The 14,822-nt window shown below is 69.7% G+C and carries 16 protein-coding genes; 1 reads left to right on the forward strand and 15 read right to left on the reverse strand.

Annotation, left to right across the window (positions count from 1 at the left end):
- From VNN10_06770 to VNN10_06785, 4 genes are all read right to left on the reverse strand, one after another.
- On the reverse strand, positions 1–972 hold a 972-nt coding region (locus VNN10_06770), incomplete at its 3' end, for a phage portal protein (protein HXH21713.1).
- Positions 973–1,170: a hypothetical protein gene (locus VNN10_06775; GenBank protein ID HXH21714.1), complete on the reverse strand. Its 198-nt coding sequence runs from the start codon at positions 1,168–1,170 to the stop codon at positions 973–975.
- A gap of 301 nt (positions 1,171–1,471) precedes the next feature.
- Positions 1,472–3,739 carry a terminase gpA endonuclease subunit gene (locus VNN10_06780; GenBank protein HXH21715.1) on the reverse strand — a complete coding sequence of 756 codons (2,268 nt, stop codon included), beginning with the start codon at positions 3,737–3,739 and terminating at the stop codon, positions 1,472–1,474.
- On the reverse strand, positions 3,729–3,950 hold the full coding sequence (locus VNN10_06785) for a hypothetical protein (protein ID HXH21716.1): 222 nt from the start codon (positions 3,948–3,950) through the stop codon (positions 3,729–3,731). Before VNN10_06785 ends, VNN10_06780 begins: the two co-directional genes overlap by 11 nt.
- Positions 3,951–4,096: 146 nt before the next feature.
- On the opposite strand from VNN10_06785, the gene VNN10_06790 reads away from it, so the two are divergent.
- Positions 4,097–4,510 (forward strand): winged helix-turn-helix domain-containing protein, encoded by a 414-nt coding sequence (locus tag VNN10_06790; GenBank protein HXH21717.1) that lies wholly within the window; start codon positions 4,097–4,099, stop codon positions 4,508–4,510.
- Between the two features lie 71 nt (positions 4,511–4,581).
- On the opposite strand, the gene VNN10_06795 is transcribed toward VNN10_06790, so the two are convergent.
- The 11 genes from VNN10_06795 to VNN10_06845 all read right to left on the reverse strand — a co-directional run.
- Positions 4,582–4,956, reverse strand: coding sequence for a DUF1937 family protein (locus tag VNN10_06795; GenBank protein HXH21718.1), 375 nt, complete (start codon positions 4,954–4,956; stop codon positions 4,582–4,584).
- Entirely contained in the window at positions 4,953–6,266 is a 1,314-nt protein-coding gene (locus VNN10_06800) for a DNA modification methylase (GenBank protein ID HXH21719.1), read from the reverse strand. The genes VNN10_06795 and VNN10_06800 overlap by 4 nt, the downstream gene beginning before the upstream one ends.
- A 335-nt stretch (positions 6,267–6,601) precedes the next feature.
- Positions 6,602–8,704 (reverse strand): bifunctional DNA primase/polymerase, encoded by a 2,103-nt coding sequence (locus VNN10_06805; GenBank protein HXH21720.1) that lies wholly within the window; start codon positions 8,702–8,704, stop codon positions 6,602–6,604.
- The gene (locus VNN10_06810) at positions 8,698–10,419 is read right to left on the reverse strand and encodes a DEAD/DEAH box helicase family protein (protein ID HXH21721.1); all 1,722 of its coding nucleotides are present in this window, start codon (positions 10,417–10,419) and stop codon (positions 8,698–8,700) included. The genes VNN10_06805 and VNN10_06810 overlap by 7 nt, the downstream gene beginning before the upstream one ends.
- On the reverse strand, positions 10,419–10,763 hold the full coding sequence (locus tag VNN10_06815) for a RusA family crossover junction endodeoxyribonuclease (protein ID HXH21722.1): 345 nt from the start codon (positions 10,761–10,763) through the stop codon (positions 10,419–10,421). The genes VNN10_06810 and VNN10_06815 overlap by 1 nt, the downstream gene beginning before the upstream one ends.
- Entirely contained in the window at positions 10,763–11,227 is a 465-nt protein-coding gene (locus VNN10_06820) for a DUF669 domain-containing protein (protein HXH21723.1), read from the reverse strand. Before VNN10_06820 ends, VNN10_06815 begins: the two co-directional genes overlap by 1 nt.
- Positions 11,220–12,008: an ATP-binding protein gene (locus tag VNN10_06825; protein ID HXH21724.1), complete on the reverse strand. Its 789-nt coding sequence runs from the start codon at positions 12,006–12,008 to the stop codon at positions 11,220–11,222. Before VNN10_06825 ends, VNN10_06820 begins: the two co-directional genes overlap by 8 nt.
- Positions 12,005–12,310, reverse strand: a complete 306-nt coding sequence (locus tag VNN10_06830; protein ID HXH21725.1) for a hypothetical protein — start codon at positions 12,308–12,310, stop codon at positions 12,005–12,007. The genes VNN10_06825 and VNN10_06830 overlap by 4 nt, the downstream gene beginning before the upstream one ends.
- A gap of 71 nt (positions 12,311–12,381) precedes the next feature.
- Complete coding sequence (locus tag VNN10_06835) at positions 12,382–13,008, reverse strand: sigma-70 family RNA polymerase sigma factor (GenBank protein HXH21726.1); 627 nt, start codon at positions 13,006–13,008, stop codon at positions 12,382–12,384.
- Between the two features lie 182 nt (positions 13,009–13,190).
- Complete coding sequence (locus tag VNN10_06840; protein ID HXH21727.1) at positions 13,191–14,165, reverse strand: hypothetical protein; 975 nt, start codon at positions 14,163–14,165, stop codon at positions 13,191–13,193.
- On the reverse strand, positions 14,122–14,822 hold a 701-nt coding region (locus tag VNN10_06845), incomplete at its 5' end, for a hypothetical protein (protein HXH21728.1). The genes VNN10_06840 and VNN10_06845, both read right to left, overlap by 44 nt.

Raw genomic sequence — 14,822 nt, forward strand, 5'->3', positions numbered from 1 at the left:
GATCTCGTTGAGGATCTCCTTCTTGAACTCGGCGTAGGTGGTTGCCGGCTGCTCGGCCTGCAGCTGGCTCATCTTCCAGCCGCCCGGCATGGTCACCAGCGCCCGCTGCTCCAGCTCGATCGGCTCAAACGGCTCGGCCGCCTCCGCCTCGCCCCCGGCCGGCGCGTCGGTGTAGAGGATGCCGGCGAAGTCAGCGGCCGTCTCCGCGGCCGCGAGGACCGCCAGGGTGAACCGGCGCAGCTGGGCGAAGAGCGGCAGGGCCGGCGTGATGTCCGGCACGCCGCGGGCCTGGCCGGGGCGGTCGGGCCGGAACCAGTGGACCACCGACGTGGCCGGTAGCCGGTCATAGTCGAGGAAGTAGCGCCGGCTCGTCTCGCCGGGGTGCTCCCGGAGCACGTGGTACTCGACCGGGTTGCCGGCCGTGTCGAAGACGATCCCGTCGATGGCATTGGCGTCGAGGGCCAACAGGTCCGGCGTGCAGACCTGGTCGGCCTCGACGAGGCGCAGGTCGAGCTGCACGGGCGTCGGCAGCTTCGGGTTGCTGGTCAGGATGGCGAACGCCTCGCCGTCGTGGGCGCGGGTCATCCGCATGGTGCGCAGCTTGTCGGCCAGGCCGACCGCCTTCGACCAGGCTGCGAACGCTTGCTCGATCCGCCGGTTGGCCTCGGCGTCGTCCGTGAGCATCTGCAGCCGCGGCCCGGTGCCGATCACGTCGTTGGCCAGGGTCAGCACGATCCCCCTGGCGTAGCTGTTGTTGGCGACCTCGTAACGCGCCCGGTTCCGCAGCACGCGCCGCACTTCGGCGCTGTTGGCGGCGTTGGCCGACAGTCCGTCCGCGTTCCCCCAGTGCCGGCGGTTGTCGTCGTTGGTCACCGCCGCGTCGTAGCGGGCGCGGATCACGCGCACCGCCCGGCCCCGAGCGGGCCGGGCCGGCTTGGCAGCGGCAAACAGGTTGGACAGCCAGCGGAACACTCAGTTGACCCCCGGCGGCACGAACTTGTTGAAGCGCAGGCCGCGCTTCTTGTCCTTGGCGGCTTCCTTCGAGGCGAGGTAGCGGTCGGCCTCGATCTGGTCGGGGAGCGGGTGCTGCTCGACGCTGCCGGCATCGCCGGAGGCCTTCGCCGGCCCCTCGGCGTTCTTGCGGATTTCGTCTTCGAGGTCGTCGGCCATGTGCGTCGCTCCCGCGCGAAGCCCGGCGGTGGGCTTCTATCCGTGTACCTACCCGGTGCGGGAGCGAGTTGACGCAGGGAGTGAGGGAAAAACAGGAGATCGTGCTACATCTAGCAATCCCGCCCGCGCGGCAGGGAAGGGACGGCCTCGAAGGTGATGACCTTGCGCCCGCAGTGGCGGCAGACCTTCCGCCGGCGGATGCGGCCATCGCGGAGCGGCTCGGTGTGCGTGGTGTGGAAATGCCGGCAGCCGCACCGGGGGCATTGGATGCCCAAGTCTTCCCGCTTGGCCCGCGCCGCCTTCATCGCCGGCTCCTCCGCTGCATCGCGGCGAAGCTCACGCGCTCGCGCTTCGCGGGGGCGGTGCCGTCGGTGCCGAAGAGGACCGCACCCTGCATCGACGCCGCCACGGCGCAGCCCACCAGGCAATCCAGCCAGTGGTTATCGCCCCGCTCGGGGCGCTGCTTCCACTCGTCCACGGTGCGGCCGCGCCCCTCGGTCTTCACGCGATACTCGGCGGTCAGGTGCTCCGCGAAGAGCCGGTGCGCTTCGGGCTTGTCGCCGAAGAGCGACAGGCAGCCCCGGTCGCCCATCGGCACGGCCAGGCGGGCGTGGACGAAGGTCTTCCAGTAGTTGGTGTCGTAGAGCCCGTGGCGGACGGCCCGCTTGCCGTGGACGTTGGGGACTCGCCAGTTGTGCCCGACGCGGTCGCCCGGCCGGCGCTTGTACTCGCTGAACGGCTGGCTCGACGCGCCGACGAACCGGCCGTGGCTCGGCATGACCACCGAGGCGTGCGCCGACTGCCGGCAGAACTGGTAGACCACGTCCGTGGCCGAGCCCCAGTTGGCGTCGATCAGGCAGCGCTCGACCCGCAGCTCGGCCCCGTCGTCGCGCCGCCAGCCCCGGCCGAGAATGCTGACGGTCAGGGACTCCAGGCCGGCGTAGATTGCCCCCTCCAGGCCGCTCGCCCTGGTCGCCGCCGCGAGCGTGAGGCGGGCGTCGCGGAGAGTGAAGTACGGCCGCTTCTGGTCGGGGAAGGTGCCGTAGTCGAGGACGTAGCCGGTGAAATCGTCCTCCCAGGCAGCCACGACATAGAAGAGCAGGTTGGCCTGCACGTCGATGAACGCGGTCAGGTGGTTACAGCCGACCGGCACCTCGCCGCGCTTCATCCGGTTCAGCTTGCTGGCGATCTGGTCGGCCGTCAGCTCGTCGGCGTCGGCCGCCTCCTCGGGCAAGGGCTCGTTCTGGTACTCGGCGAAGAAGGCGGCCTCGTCCTGCAGCTTCAGGTTCATGGCGTGCTGCACGGCCGACAGCTCGTCGTGGTTGAACCGTTCCGGCCAGGCGACCACTGCCCCCTCGTCCATCGCCGCGCGGTTGGCGCGGTAGAACGCCGTGGCCTCCTCGCCGGCGTTGCCCCGCCGCAGGCTGTCGGCGCGCAGCTCGGCGTACTGCTGCCAGAGCTTCTCGTTGGCGGGGAACGAGTAGACCATCTTGGTGCGCTCGCCGTTCCACTCCGGGTGCTTGTCCCGGTCGAGGATGTTGTCCGCCATGTCCCCCGGCCGGATCACCGTGCAGGGCATGATGCCGCTGATTTTCTTGCCGGGTCCGGCCAGGCCGAGGACCGCGCCGGCCAGGATGCTTTCGCGCGTGGCGCACTGCGACAGGCTGCGGGCCGATTCGTCCGTCTGCGGGTCGTCGAGGACGACGAGCGTCGGCCGGACGGTCCGGCCGTCGGCCCGCTTGTACTTCATGCCCCGGATGCGGCCGGTGATCCCCGCGACCTTGATGATTGCGCCCGAAGCCTTGCTCTCCGGGATGGTGGGCAGCACGACCTCGCGGGCCGTCCAGCCGATGTGGGTGCGCTCGCCCTTGTAGAGCTGGCCGTTGCAGCGGTTGGCGATGCCGTCGAGGCACTGGATCGGGTAGACGACCTCGGGGAAGTCCTCCAAGAGCAGGTCGTTGCCGTCGAGTTCCATCTTGATGGAGTCGAGCATGTCCATCGCGTGCCCCTCGTCCGAGCCGATGAGGCACACGAACTCGCGGTGCCCGTAGAGCACCGCCCAGATGCAGGCGCACTCGCAGATCGTGCTCTTCCCCGAGCCGCGCGGCATCGCGAGCGCGAACAGGCCCCCGCGCAGCACGGCCTGCTCGATGCGGGCGATGACCTTCAGGTGGTCGCGGGACCACGGCAGGTGGAAGGTGAGCGGGAAGTACGTCTCGCAGAAGAAACGGAAGTCAGACGCCGCCTTCGCCTTCCTCCCCGCGTTCACGACGGCCGGTAGCTCGCCGATGTCCCGGCCGGCCAGCGACAGGGCGATGTTGCGGGCGCGGGCGCGTCCCTTGAGGACCTCGTAGGGGTCGCCCACCGGCTCGGGCCTGGGGGCGTGCCGCAGTTGCACCAGCCAGGCGACGTAGCGCAACAGGTCCACGTGCCGGGCGTCGCCGATGCGCAGGCCGGCCCGGCTCCGATGGCGGTGGAGCTGCCGCTCGTTGATCACCTCGCCCAGCGGCGTGGAGTTCAGCAGGCGGCACAGCTCGCTCGGGCGCAGGCGCCGGGGGTCAATCGCCACTTGCCATCTCCCGTACCAGCCACGCCGCGTAGTGGACCAGGTTGATCGTCCCGTCCGCGTTCGCCGGTGCTCCCGCCTCGAGGTCCGCCTGGAGCATCTCCGGGGTCACGGGCTGACCCCCGACCTTCGTCAGCAGCCGGGCCGCGTTTGTCGGCGTCAGGGCGTTCGGGTTCAGGCCCGCGGCGGGCGTCGCTTCGCGGTTTTCGGCCATGATTCCGCCCCCTGAAAAACCTGGAGAATTCCGGTCGAACTTGGCTTGCTGTCCTCCCGGAGCCCGAGGTAACTGTCCTGACCTGACGTGGCCACGCGACTGTCGCGCGGCCGACCCACGACACCCCGCAACACGGGAGAAGACCGATGTCCGCGAAGAAGACCCCCAAGACGAAGGCCCCGAAGACTGCCAAGGCGAAGAAGGCCCCGAAGGCCGACGCCGCGCAGGTCGAGCAGGTTCAGACGTCGGCCGCAGAGCCCACCCCCGAACCGGCCAAGGGGAAGGGCAAGCGGAAGGCCAAGGCGAAGGCCGAGCCCAAGGCCAGGAAGGTCAGCGCCCTGGACGCCGCCGCCAAGGTGCTGGGCGAGGCCGGCGGGGCGATGAGCTGCAAGGAGATGATCGAGGCGATGGCGGCCAAGGGGTACTGGACCAGCCCCGGCGGCAAGACGCCCGACGCCACGCTCTACGCCGCGATCCTCCGCGAGATCACCGCCAAGGGGAAGGACGCCCGGTTCTACAAGGCCGACCGGGGCAAGTTCGCCCTCAACGGGGCGGCGTAGCCCCGCCCTTGGCCACCCGTTCGCCCACGAGGCCCCCACGCGGGGCCTCTTCTCGTTGGCCGGGGTTCGGGTCAACTCGCCACCCCCGGCCCGACGTGGGCCAACGTGGGCGAACCGTGGGCCTCCTCCACGCCGAGGAACCGGACCGGCTTGCCCAGCTCCCGCGCGATCCGCACTTCCGCCTGCACCCCCGCGCTCTCCTTCCAGCCGTCCATCATCAGGACCACGACCTCGTCACACCGCTCCAGGTGGGCACGGTCGTAGCGCTCCCAGAACCGCCAGTCGGTCGGCAGGCCGAACTCGACCAGCGGGTGGCTGTGCGCGATGGGCGAGAAGACCAACATCCCGGCCCGCAGGAACGCGGCGGCCAGGCGGCAGGCGGTACGGAAGCGCCGCTCGCGCACGGCCGGGTCGGGGTGCGAGTAGGGGCTGGCGAGGTAGATCATGCCGGCACCCCCTCCGGCGCGGCGATCCGTTCCGCCTTGCGGCCGGTGAACTTCTCCCAGCGCTGGACGATCACGTCGCAGTAGAGCGGGTCCAGCTCCATCAGGAACGCCTTGCGCCCGGTCTGCTCTGCGCCGATGAGCGTCGAGCCGGACCCGCCGAACAGGTCCAACACGTGCTCGCCGGGCCGCGACGAATACTGGATCGCCCGGACGGCCAGCTCGACCGGCTTCTCGGTCAGGTGGACCATGTTCTGCGGGTTGACCTTCTTGACCGACCAGACATCGACGGCGTTGTTGGGACCGAGGAAGACGTGGGCCGCGCCCTCGCGCCAGCCGTAGAAGCACCACTCGTGGTTGCCCATGAAGTCCTTCCGGGTGAGGACGGGGTGCTCCTTGACCCAGATGATCGCCTGCGAGAAGTACAGGCCCGCGGCCTTCAGCACCGGCGGGTAGTTGGCACAGTTGGCGTAGCCGCCCCAGATGTAGAAGCCCCGGCCCGGCTCCAGCACGCGGGCGAGGTTGCTGAACCAGGCGTGCAGCATCTGCTCGAACGCCTCGTCCGAAACGAAGTCGTTGGCCAGGGGCCGGTCCTTGGCCCGCAGCTTCTTGCCGGTCGGCCTGGCCTTCTCCGGGTGCCGGACCACGTCCATCTTCTGGTGATGCGTCGTCTCGAAGGAGGAGAGGCCGGCGGCGATGGCGTTGTTGCTCCGCGGCTCGACCTTCACGTTGTAAGGCGGGTCGGTGTTCACCAGGTGGATCGCCGCGCCTTCGAGCAGCCGGTCCACGTCCTCGGGCTTGCCGCTGTCGCCGCACAGCAGGCGGTGGTCGCCGAGGAGCCACAGGTCGCCGGGACGCGTGGTCGCCTCGTCGGGCGGCGCGGGCACCTCGTCAGGGTCGGTCAGCCCATCCTTGACGCCGGGGTCGAGCAGCCGGGCCAACTCGTCCTGGTCGAAGCCGAGCAGGCCCAGATCGTAGTTCATCCCCTGCAGTTCGCCCAGCTCGATGGGCAGCAGGTCGTAGTCCCAGTCGGACAGCTCGGCGCTCTTGTTATCGGCGATGCGGTAGGCCCGGATCTGCTCGGGCGTCAAGTCCGTGGCGACGTGGACCGGCACCTGCTCCAGCCCGAGCTTCAGCGCGGCCTTGTAGCGCGTGTGGCCGACGACGATGACGCCCTCGGCGTCCACCACGATCGGCTGGCGGAAGCCGAACGCGCGGATCGACGCGGCGACGGCCTCGACCGCGTCGTCGTTGAGGCGGGGGTTGTTGGCGTAAGGTTTGATCTCGGACAGCTTCCGCAGCTCGATCTTCATGGCTCCTCTGCTCCGGGGAAGTTCGGACCTCGAAAACAAACTCTGCTTACCTTGGCGGCTGTTCCCGCCGCGGGGCCGGGCCGCAGAACGGGCGGGAAGTACCTACCCGACGACTTCTTGACCTTTTGCTCCCCCTCCCTCGCGTATGCGCGCGGGCGGGCCGGATTCGCCCGCGAGGGATAGGGGGTGCAAGAAGTCAAGAAGGGAGGGGAGCGGCTGAATGTCCTTGTCTCTTCGCATGTTTCGACCTCCACCTTCTTGCCGACCTTTTGACTTCTTGCTCCCCGCCCCACCCTTCTTGCACGCGCAAGAAGCCCTCTTGCGAGCCGCCCCGGTCAAGAGGCCCCCAGCAGCCGGTAGAGCTTGCTGGGGCGTCCCGCCGTGCGGACCTCCGTGTACTCGATCAGCCGCTGGTTCAAGAGCGTGGTGCGGACCTCCTCGTGCTCGCGCTCGCTCCAGGGGTGCTTGCGGTTGATCTGCCAGAAGGGCATCCAGGCGTCGCCGTGCTTCTCCTGCCACTTGCGCAGCGTCACCACCAGCTTCTTGCAGCGGGCGTCGAACTCGTTCTCGCTGACGTACTCGCCGGCCATGAAGAGCATGCGGCGGGTCTGGTGCTCGACGAAGGCGCACGCCCAGCGGGCCGCGTCCGCGTCGATCCGCGGGTCGAGGTGGTTGGCGCTGCAGGCGTAGACCAGCGCCAGCCGGCGGGCCTTCTCGTTGGCCCGCGCCCAAATCGCCATGCCCACCGGGTCGCCCTTGTCCTCGGCCAGCGAGTACTGGTCGTCGGCCCGTTGGCGAAATGCCCGCAAGACGTCGGCGGCCTCGGGCGTGGCCTCGACGACCTTGGGGATGGGGTGCCAGTCCGCCAGGTTGCCACGCTTCTCCCCCGGACAGAAGTCCGCCCACCATCGCGCCGTCGCCAGGACCGGCGCCGGCAGGTCGCGGACGACCGCGTCCTGGCCCCGGCCGCGCTTGCCCGTCTCGAGGATGAGCATGCGGGCGAAGAAGCCGTTAGTGAGCATCTTCAGCGACAGCGCCTCGTAGTAGTGCTTGGGGATGGCGGTGCCGAAGATGCACAGGCACGGCTGGTCGATGACGCCCGGCTCCTTGCCCGCCTTGACCCGCATCGGGTAGAGCGCGCTGGCGCTGGTGTACATCTTGAGCAGCACGTTCATGATCCCCTCGTGCCGCGCGTCCTTGCCGAGGTTGATCTTGGTCATCAGGCCGTCGATCTCGTCAGTCTGGAACAGCACGGACGGGTGCAGGAACAGCCGGTCCTCGATCCCCTCGCCGCTGGCGAAGGTGTCGCCCAGGCTTTCGGTCAGTCCGGCCTCCAGCAGCACCTTCTGGTTGACCTTGCGCGGGTAGTCCTTGCCCGCCCCGGAGTTGGCCAGGCCGAGGACGTAGAGGTTGGTGCGGTTATCGGCGGCGTCGCGGACCTTGCGGCCGGCGAGCAGCGCCTGCAGCGACAGCGCCCCGCAGAAGGCGAGCGCCCGCTCCGGGTAGGGCGCGGTCTGGAGCGTGTACGTCATCACCTCGCCGATGAAGCCGGGGACGCAAAGCAGCTCGTCGGGGATCGGGCCGGGGTCCGGGTTGTCGGGGGCCTCGTCGCCCGGCCCCTCAGCGTACATCTGGTCCCAGTGGTTCTCGGCCAGCGCGACCGCGACCTGGTCCGGCTCGTAGCGGGCGACGCTCGACGCGATCCGCTCGACCTCGCGCGGCGGCAGCGGCGGGGCACAGCGGTCGGCGTTGACGCGGAGGAGCGCCGCCGCCATCTCGGCCTGGGACATCCCCACCCGCCGCATCGCCCCCGCCAGGCGCGCCAGGGTCGCGTTCCGTTGCCCCTTGGGGATTTGGTTCGCCTCGGGCGGACCGGCCGCGACGTGGGCCGACGTGGGCGTTCCGTTGGCCAACCCGTCGAGTTCCTGGGCCAACCACGGCGGCGGTTCGGGGAGGCGGTCGGGCGGGTCGTCCAGCTCCAGACCCGGTGCCCAGCGGTAGGCCTTCCCTCCCTCGATCACGGACGGCGGGGCCACGATGTAGCCGCCGTCGGCGCGGGTATCGACCTTCGGGGCGAGCCGCCCTTCGGTGCAGCGCCAGCCCTTGCCCGCCGGCTGGCGGAACACGCGGTGGCTACCGCCGCGCGGCGTGATGGCCATCGGCCCCGCCGCCAGGTCGAACATCCGCTCGGGGTTGCCGCCGGGCCAGGAGTTGGCGTCGCCGTCGATGTCGATGATGACCAGCCCCTCCGTGGCGACGGCGACGTTGGCGCTGGGGTGCTGCGTCCACCAGCGCTCGATCTGGTCGGGGTCGATGGTCGCGTCGTGGAAGCCGTGCTCGGTGAGCGGGACCTTCGTGCCGGGCGCGCAGGGGAACACCCGGTAGCCCAGCTCGGCATAGCGGAGAGCGGCGGTCAGCAGCTCGTTCGGCGTCACCACGGAATCTCCTCCTCCGCGGTGACCGCGTTGTACCCGAACGGGAAGTCGAGCGCGTTCTCAGGCAGATCGCCGAGGGCATCATCGGCCAGATGCTCGCCCTCCAGCGGCGGAGGGATGTCGCCGAGTTCATAGCCGATGACTCGGTCGTAGTCCTCGCCGGTGACACTGCGGACGGTGATCTCCCGCGTGGGGGCCAGGCGTCCCGCCTGCGCCAGGGCAACCGCTTCCTCGGCAGTATCCGGGACTGGATCGGGCGAGCGCCGCTTCCACCAGGCGACTGCCTTGTGCCGGGCATAGCCGGTGTGCTCGAAGCAGACCCACTCGGACTTGAAGTCGTGGAAGCCGACCTTGTAGTCCACGCGCATCGACTTCGGGGCGTCGTCGCCCGCGCCGCGCTTGCGGTGGACGCTGTAGAACACGTCCCGCACGGGGTACTTCTTGGTCGTCACCTGCCCGGAGAGGATGCCGGCCTCGCTCGCCTTGGCGTCGTGCTTCTGTCGCTCCGGCGGCGGGAACTCGTAGCCGCAGTCGGGGCAGCGGGCGTAGCCGGCGGCGATGACCGAATTGCACTCGGGGCACTCCTTGGCCGGGGCCGGCCCGCCGCCGGCGTCGCGCTCCCTGACCTTGATCTGGTCCACGGGGCCGTGCCGCAGCACGTTGCCGCCGAAGTCGAGCACCAGGCAGTTGGCCTTGCTTGGGTGCAGGCGGAAGCCGCGGCCGACCATCTGGTAGTACAGCCCGGCCGACAGCGTCGGGCGCAGCAGCGCCACGCAGTCGATATTCGGCGCATCGAAGCCGGTGGTCAGCACGTTGACGTTGCACAGGTACTTGAGCACGCCGGCCTTAAACCGGGCCAGGGTCGCGTCCCGCTCGTCGAGCGCCGTGTCGCCGGTGACGAAGCCGCAGTCAATGCCGTACTTCGCCTTCAGCACCGAGACGATGTGCTCGCCGTGCTTGACCCCGCTGGCGAAGATCAGCACCGCATTGCGGCTGCGGGTCTGCTCGACGATCTCGTCGCAGGCGGCCTCGACCAGCGCGTCGTTGTCCATCAGGTCCTCGACCTCGCCGGCGATGTACTCGCCGCCCCGGACGTGCAGCCCGCTGGTGTCGGCCTTCGCCTTGCCCGCCTTGGTGACCAGCGGGCAGAGGTATCCGCCCACGATCAGCTCGCGGACGCCGACCTCGTAGCAGACGTGGTTGAGGAAGCCGTCCGGCGTGCAGATCGACCCGGTCTTGAGGCGGAACGGCGTCGCCGTGAAGCCGATGATCCGCAGGTTGGGGTTGATGGTGCGGGCGTCGGCCAGGAATTGGCGGTACATGCCGTCACCTTCGGGCGGGATCATGTGCGCCTCGTCGATGACGACGAGGTCGAACGCCTCCAGTTCGCAGGCCCGCTTGTAGACCGACTGGATGCCGGCAATGATCACCGGGTGCGCGGTGTCGCGGCGCTTGAGGCCCGCCGAGTAGACGCCGAAGCGGACCTCGGGGCAGACCGCGTTGAGCTTGTCGGCCGCCTGCTCCAGCAGCTCCTTGACGTGGGCCAGGATCAGCACGCGGCCCTGCCACAGGCCCACGGCGTCCTTGCAGACCGACGCAATGACGGGCGTCTTGCCGCCAGCGGTGGGGATCACCACGCACGGGTTGTCGTCCCGCACGCGCAGGTGGTCGTACAGCGCGGCCTTGGCCGCCTCCTGGTAGGGTCGCAAGAGCAGCATCAGACGCACCGGACGCGGACCACGGTTTTCCCGCCCTCGACGGGGTCGCACTTGACGATGGCGAGCCGGACGACTTGGCTATCGTCACCGTAGACGCCCCCGTGCTGGAGGGCGTCGAGGAGGGCCTTCTGCACGTTATCGATGTCGCGCCGCCGGCGGTCGGGCGGGTAGACATCGACCTCCACCGCCAGCGGTCCGCTCAGCGGGTTGACGCGCCGGGCCGCGAGGATCGCCAGCACGCGCTGGCGGAAGCGGCGGCCCTCGCGGCTGATCAGGGTGCGGAACCCCACCCGCCGCCAGTAGTGGTTGATCGACGGCGGGTAGGGCAGCTCGGCCTCGAACATCAGTTGCGCCTCCACGGCGGCGTGCTGTTGGCGGACGGCTGCGTGCCTGCCGTCCCGGGCTGCAGGGCTTCCTTCTTCGTGTAGCCCTTGATTTCGTTGGTGATCTCGCCGGTGTCGTCGCGCTTCTTGCACTTCACGGAGATGACCAGGGGCAGGTTGTGCAGCTCGACCGAGTCGTTGGGGGCCAGCACGCCCACGGCCCGGCAGATGGCGGACAACTCGGCGCGGGCGATCTGCACCGCCGTCGCGTTCGGGTTGTCGAGGTTGAGCCGCGCCCACAGGTAGCGGTTCTTGTACGGCCCCTCGACGATCTGGAAGGTGAGCTGGAGGAAGTGGCCCGTGTTGGCCTTGTTCGGCTTCATCTCCGACTCGGTGATGACGGCCAGGTACTTGCCGGCGGGGATCGGGTCGAAGTCGCTGGTCGGTTCGACATGGTTGGCGTCGAAGCCACGGAGGTCAGCCATGTTCGTTCGCTCCTTGGGTGGGTTGGTGGTTGGAAAGGGCCGCGACGAAGGCAGCCCACGACAGGGGCAGGTCCTCGGTCAGCCCGTAACGGTTCTTGGCGATGCACGAGGGGCCGCCGACGGTCCGCAGCACGCGCTCGCCGCCGTCCTTGCCCAGCGCGTGGGCGATGGTGCGCTTGCGGCCGAATCCGGCGTCCTCCGTCTGCGTGCGGACCTTCCGCGTGGCGAACAGCACCGCGTCGCACCACTCGCTGACCAGCGCGCTGGCGTGCTTGTGCAGGCGCGGCGAGTAGCGGTCGTAGGGCGACGACTCCGGGTCCTCGAACTTCTCGACCTTGGCGTGCGCGATCAGCACGACGACCATGCCGCGCGTGTTGCGGAGCGCGTTGAGGTGCTCGACGACCTCGCGCCAGTAGGTCAGGGCGTGCGTGTAGCCCTTGGCGTAGCCGCCGTCGGCCTTCTCGATGCTCTTGGCCCCGGACTCCTGGCAGACCTTGTCCCAGATCATCCGCTCCAGCCAGTCGAGGCTGTCGATGACGACCGTCTCGTACTCGTGCGGCTCGGCCCGCAGCCCGGCCAGCGCGGCTAGGACCTCGTCGTAGGTGGTCGCCAGGGGGAACTTGTCGCAGTCGATCTCGTCCAGGCCGTCCTCGGTCTGGACGAAGACCGGCCTGGGCGCGCCGGCCGCGAAGGTGGACTTGCCGATCCCCTCGGTGCCGTAGACGAGCAGTCGCGGCGGCTTCGGGGTGCGGCCCCGCTGGACGCGGGCCAAGAGGCTCATGCGTGGACCTCCTCGGGTTGGTGGTTGGTCTTGTCGGTGACGCGCTCGACGCGGAAACCGTCCGCGCCGAACTCGCGGCGGATGAAGCCGACGAACAGCCGGTTGCAGTCCCGGCCGACCGGCGTGCCCGCGTCGATGACGCAGGCACGCCGGTCGCGGTCCAAGAGATGGGCCGCGTCGAGGCGGACCTGGGCTTCGCCGTGCAGGCTCTCCGTGCCCCAGATGGCCAACAGCAGCGTGGCCTCGACCTCCTCGAGCGGGACGTGCGGCGGGAAGGAGTAGCGGTAGAGTTCCTTGGTCATGTCGCGCCTCTTCCGAATGACGGGCCTCTACCCGTAGACCTACCCGGTCCGCAGGCGGGTTGACGCAGGGCTCAGAGATAATCCCGTAGCCCCGCGCCCTCGAAGGCGCGGCGGACGTGTTCCATTCGCCGCAGCAGCGTCGTGCGCGGCAGGCCCAGGTCGCGGGCTACCTGGGAGACGGAGTCGTGCTTGAGCCGCTCGGCCACGTCCCGGAGGTCCGCCGGCAGGTCGGCCAGCACGTCGGCCACGTCGCCGGCGAGCTGCGCCCGCTCCTCGTCGCTGCGGGGGTCGCGGCCGAGCCGGGCGTCCTGCTCGCGCCGGCCGACCGTTTCGGCCAGCTCGACCGGGCCGTTGTCGCCGGTCTCGATCAGGACGTGCAGCGACGTGGCCCGCCGGTGGTCGCGCTTTTCCGCCCGCTTGTCGCGGAGGAGGCTGGCGGCGTACCGCTCGACCACGGTGGTGACGAAGACGTGCCAGTGGGCCTCGCCGGGGTCGAAGGCCGACAGCTGCTTGAGCAGCTTGAGGGCGAGTTCCTGCTCGATGTCGTCCCGGTCACTCCGGGTGAAGCCGGCCCGGCCCACGAGCTGCCGGGCCTTGCGGCGGATCAGGCGCGCCGCGAAGGCATCGAGCTGTTTCGGACTCGCCGAACTGTGAGGATGGGGTTGGGGAGTTGGAGATTGCCTCGTGTCTGGTTTCATGACCCTTTGCCCGAACGGGTGGTTGATCCCGCCGTGCCCGTTGCACAGCGACCACCCGCCGGCCGGGTTGCATGACCGGCGCGCGAAAAAACGGCGGCGCAACTGAAGTCGTTGCGCCGCCGTTCGATCAGGTCACGAATTCCCGAGTTGCAGTTGCACGAAACCGGTGCAACTGCAACCCGCTACCCCGTCTTCTGCCCGCGCGGCCTCCCCTTCCAGCGCATGATCTGGTCCAGGTCCAGGGCCGTCTCCCAGTACAGGCGCAGCTCGCGCGCCGACTCGTCGGCCAGGCAGCGGCTGACGTCGGCCTTCGTCAGCCCGGTGCGCTTCGCCAGGTCCTTCTGGCTCGGCCGGGGGAGCAGCTCCGGGGTGCCCGTCCGTTCCTTGGTCGCGTAAGCGTAGTCCCTGGCCGCCAAGAGGTGTTCCGCCATCTCACGGACCAGCGCCTCGATCTTGCCGGCCCGCTCGGCCCGCTTGCGGGGCGGCCGCTTCGCCTTGACCCCGTCGGTCAGCCCCGAGTCGGTCAGCCGGCTTTCGACGTAGGCCATGTCGAAGGAAAGCGCGGCCGGCCCGAAGGTGACCACGGACTCCAGGGCGATGGCCAGGTTCGTGGTCGCGCTGCCCCAGCGCCGGACGCTCGCTTCCGTGGGCAAGAAGAGCAGGGCCTTGGGCCGGCGGGACATCTCGGCGGTGAGGGCGGGGCGGCTATCCTCGTAGACGTGCCGGGCGAAGTAGACCTCGCGCGGGCGCTGCCCCCAGGTCGCCTTGCCCACGCGCCAGAGGTGCCCGGTCACGGCCTCGGCGGGCGGCCCGCGGACGCCCGCGGCGTCGGACACGGCGGCGAGGAGTGCCGGTACGTCCACGGCCCACCGCTTCAGGCGGTCGAGCGGGACCTCGACGGCCCCGCACTCCGGGCAGGGGATGTAGGCGTGCCGCCGCCCCGTCCGGCTGCTGGTGACGAACTCGACGCGGCCGACGTAACCGCGCCCGCAGTCCCAGCACGGCGCGGACGTGGCCGGCGTCGTCTCGCGCAACAGCCCGAGGCCGACCAGCCGTTCCAGTGCGGGGCCGAGGTGCTTGTGGGCCTCCTCCGCGAAGAACACCGGCGGCTCGTCATCCAGCCGCTGCAACATCAGGGGCAACGGATCGGACACCATCGATGTTCCACCGTTTGAGGTACTTCTGGGCCAGCTCGATCCGCTCGGGCCGCTGGTTCCGCAGGCTGCAGCTGCTCGGGTACGCCACGTCGAACGTCAGTGTGCCCGGCTTGCGGCCGTCGAGCGGCAGGAACTCGAAGCAGAAGGTGACCATCGTGACGTTGACCGACGACAGCGGCACGCGCTCCTTGTTGAGGACCTCGTCCAGCATGTCGTAGACGTCGTCCGGGCCGGCGTCGGGGTCGGCCTCCAGGACCATGCGCCGGTGGCTGTTCTTGAACGACAGCCGCAGCCGGCGGACGCGCGCCCGCACGCAGTCCTCGGGGTCCGTGGCCAGGGAGAAGGTCCGGTGCTTGAGCCCGTTCAGGTCGTAGGCCGCGTCGGGGTTCCAGTCCTCCAGCTCGACGCCCAGGACGATCTGGGCGAACAGCTCTTCCAGCCGCGGCTTGATCTTGGGCGGCACCTTGGCGAACAGCTCCAGCGTGCCCTCGGCGCGGTTGTAGGCGAAGACGATGGCGAACGTCTGGCGGAAGGTCCGCGGCGCGAGCTTGCCGTCCTGGTCGTGGGCGGTGACGTTCTGGACGAAGTCGTCGGGGTGGGCGAAGAAGTAGTCCGTCCCGCGGCGGGTGAGGGTTTCCACCGTGCAGACCTTGCCCC

This window comes from Dehalococcoidia bacterium, from assembly GCA_035574915.1.
In the GTDB taxonomy this organism is placed as follows: Bacteria; Chloroflexota; Dehalococcoidia; order DSTF01; family WHTK01; genus DATLYJ01.

What these genes read in the sequence shown, in the direction of transcription:
- VNN10_06775 (HXH21714.1), bottom strand. Translation starts at nt 1,170, where the DNA reads ATGGCCGACGACCTCGAAGACGAAATCCGCAAGAACGCCGAGGGGCCG.
- VNN10_06785 (HXH21716.1), bottom strand. Translation starts at nt 3,950, where the DNA reads ATGGCCGAAAACCGCGAAGCGACGCCCGCCGCGGGCCTGAACCCGAAC.
- VNN10_06790 (HXH21717.1), top strand. Translation starts at nt 4,097, where the DNA reads ATGTCCGCGAAGAAGACCCCCAAGACGAAGGCCCCGAAGACTGCCAAG.
- VNN10_06795 (HXH21718.1), bottom strand. Translation starts at nt 4,956, where the DNA reads ATGATCTACCTCGCCAGCCCCTACTCGCACCCCGACCCGGCCGTGCGC.
- VNN10_06800 (HXH21719.1), bottom strand. Translation starts at nt 6,266, where the DNA reads ATGAAGATCGAGCTGCGGAAGCTGTCCGAGATCAAACCTTACGCCAAC.
- VNN10_06810 (HXH21721.1), bottom strand. Translation starts at nt 10,419, where the DNA reads ATGCTGCTCTTGCGACCCTACCAGGAGGCGGCCAAGGCCGCGCTGTAC.
- VNN10_06815 (HXH21722.1), bottom strand. Translation starts at nt 10,763, where the DNA reads ATGTTCGAGGCCGAGCTGCCCTACCCGCCGTCGATCAACCACTACTGG.
- VNN10_06820 (HXH21723.1), bottom strand. Translation starts at nt 11,227, where the DNA reads ATGGCTGACCTCCGTGGCTTCGACGCCAACCATGTCGAACCGACCAGC.
- VNN10_06825 (HXH21724.1), bottom strand. Translation starts at nt 12,008, where the DNA reads ATGAGCCTCTTGGCCCGCGTCCAGCGGGGCCGCACCCCGAAGCCGCCG.
- VNN10_06830 (HXH21725.1), bottom strand. Translation starts at nt 12,310, where the DNA reads ATGACCAAGGAACTCTACCGCTACTCCTTCCCGCCGCACGTCCCGCTC.
- VNN10_06835 (HXH21726.1), bottom strand. Translation starts at nt 13,008, where the DNA reads ATGAAACCAGACACGAGGCAATCTCCAACTCCCCAACCCCATCCTCAC.
- VNN10_06840 (HXH21727.1), bottom strand. Translation starts at nt 14,165, where the DNA reads ATGGTGTCCGATCCGTTGCCCCTGATGTTGCAGCGGCTGGATGACGAG.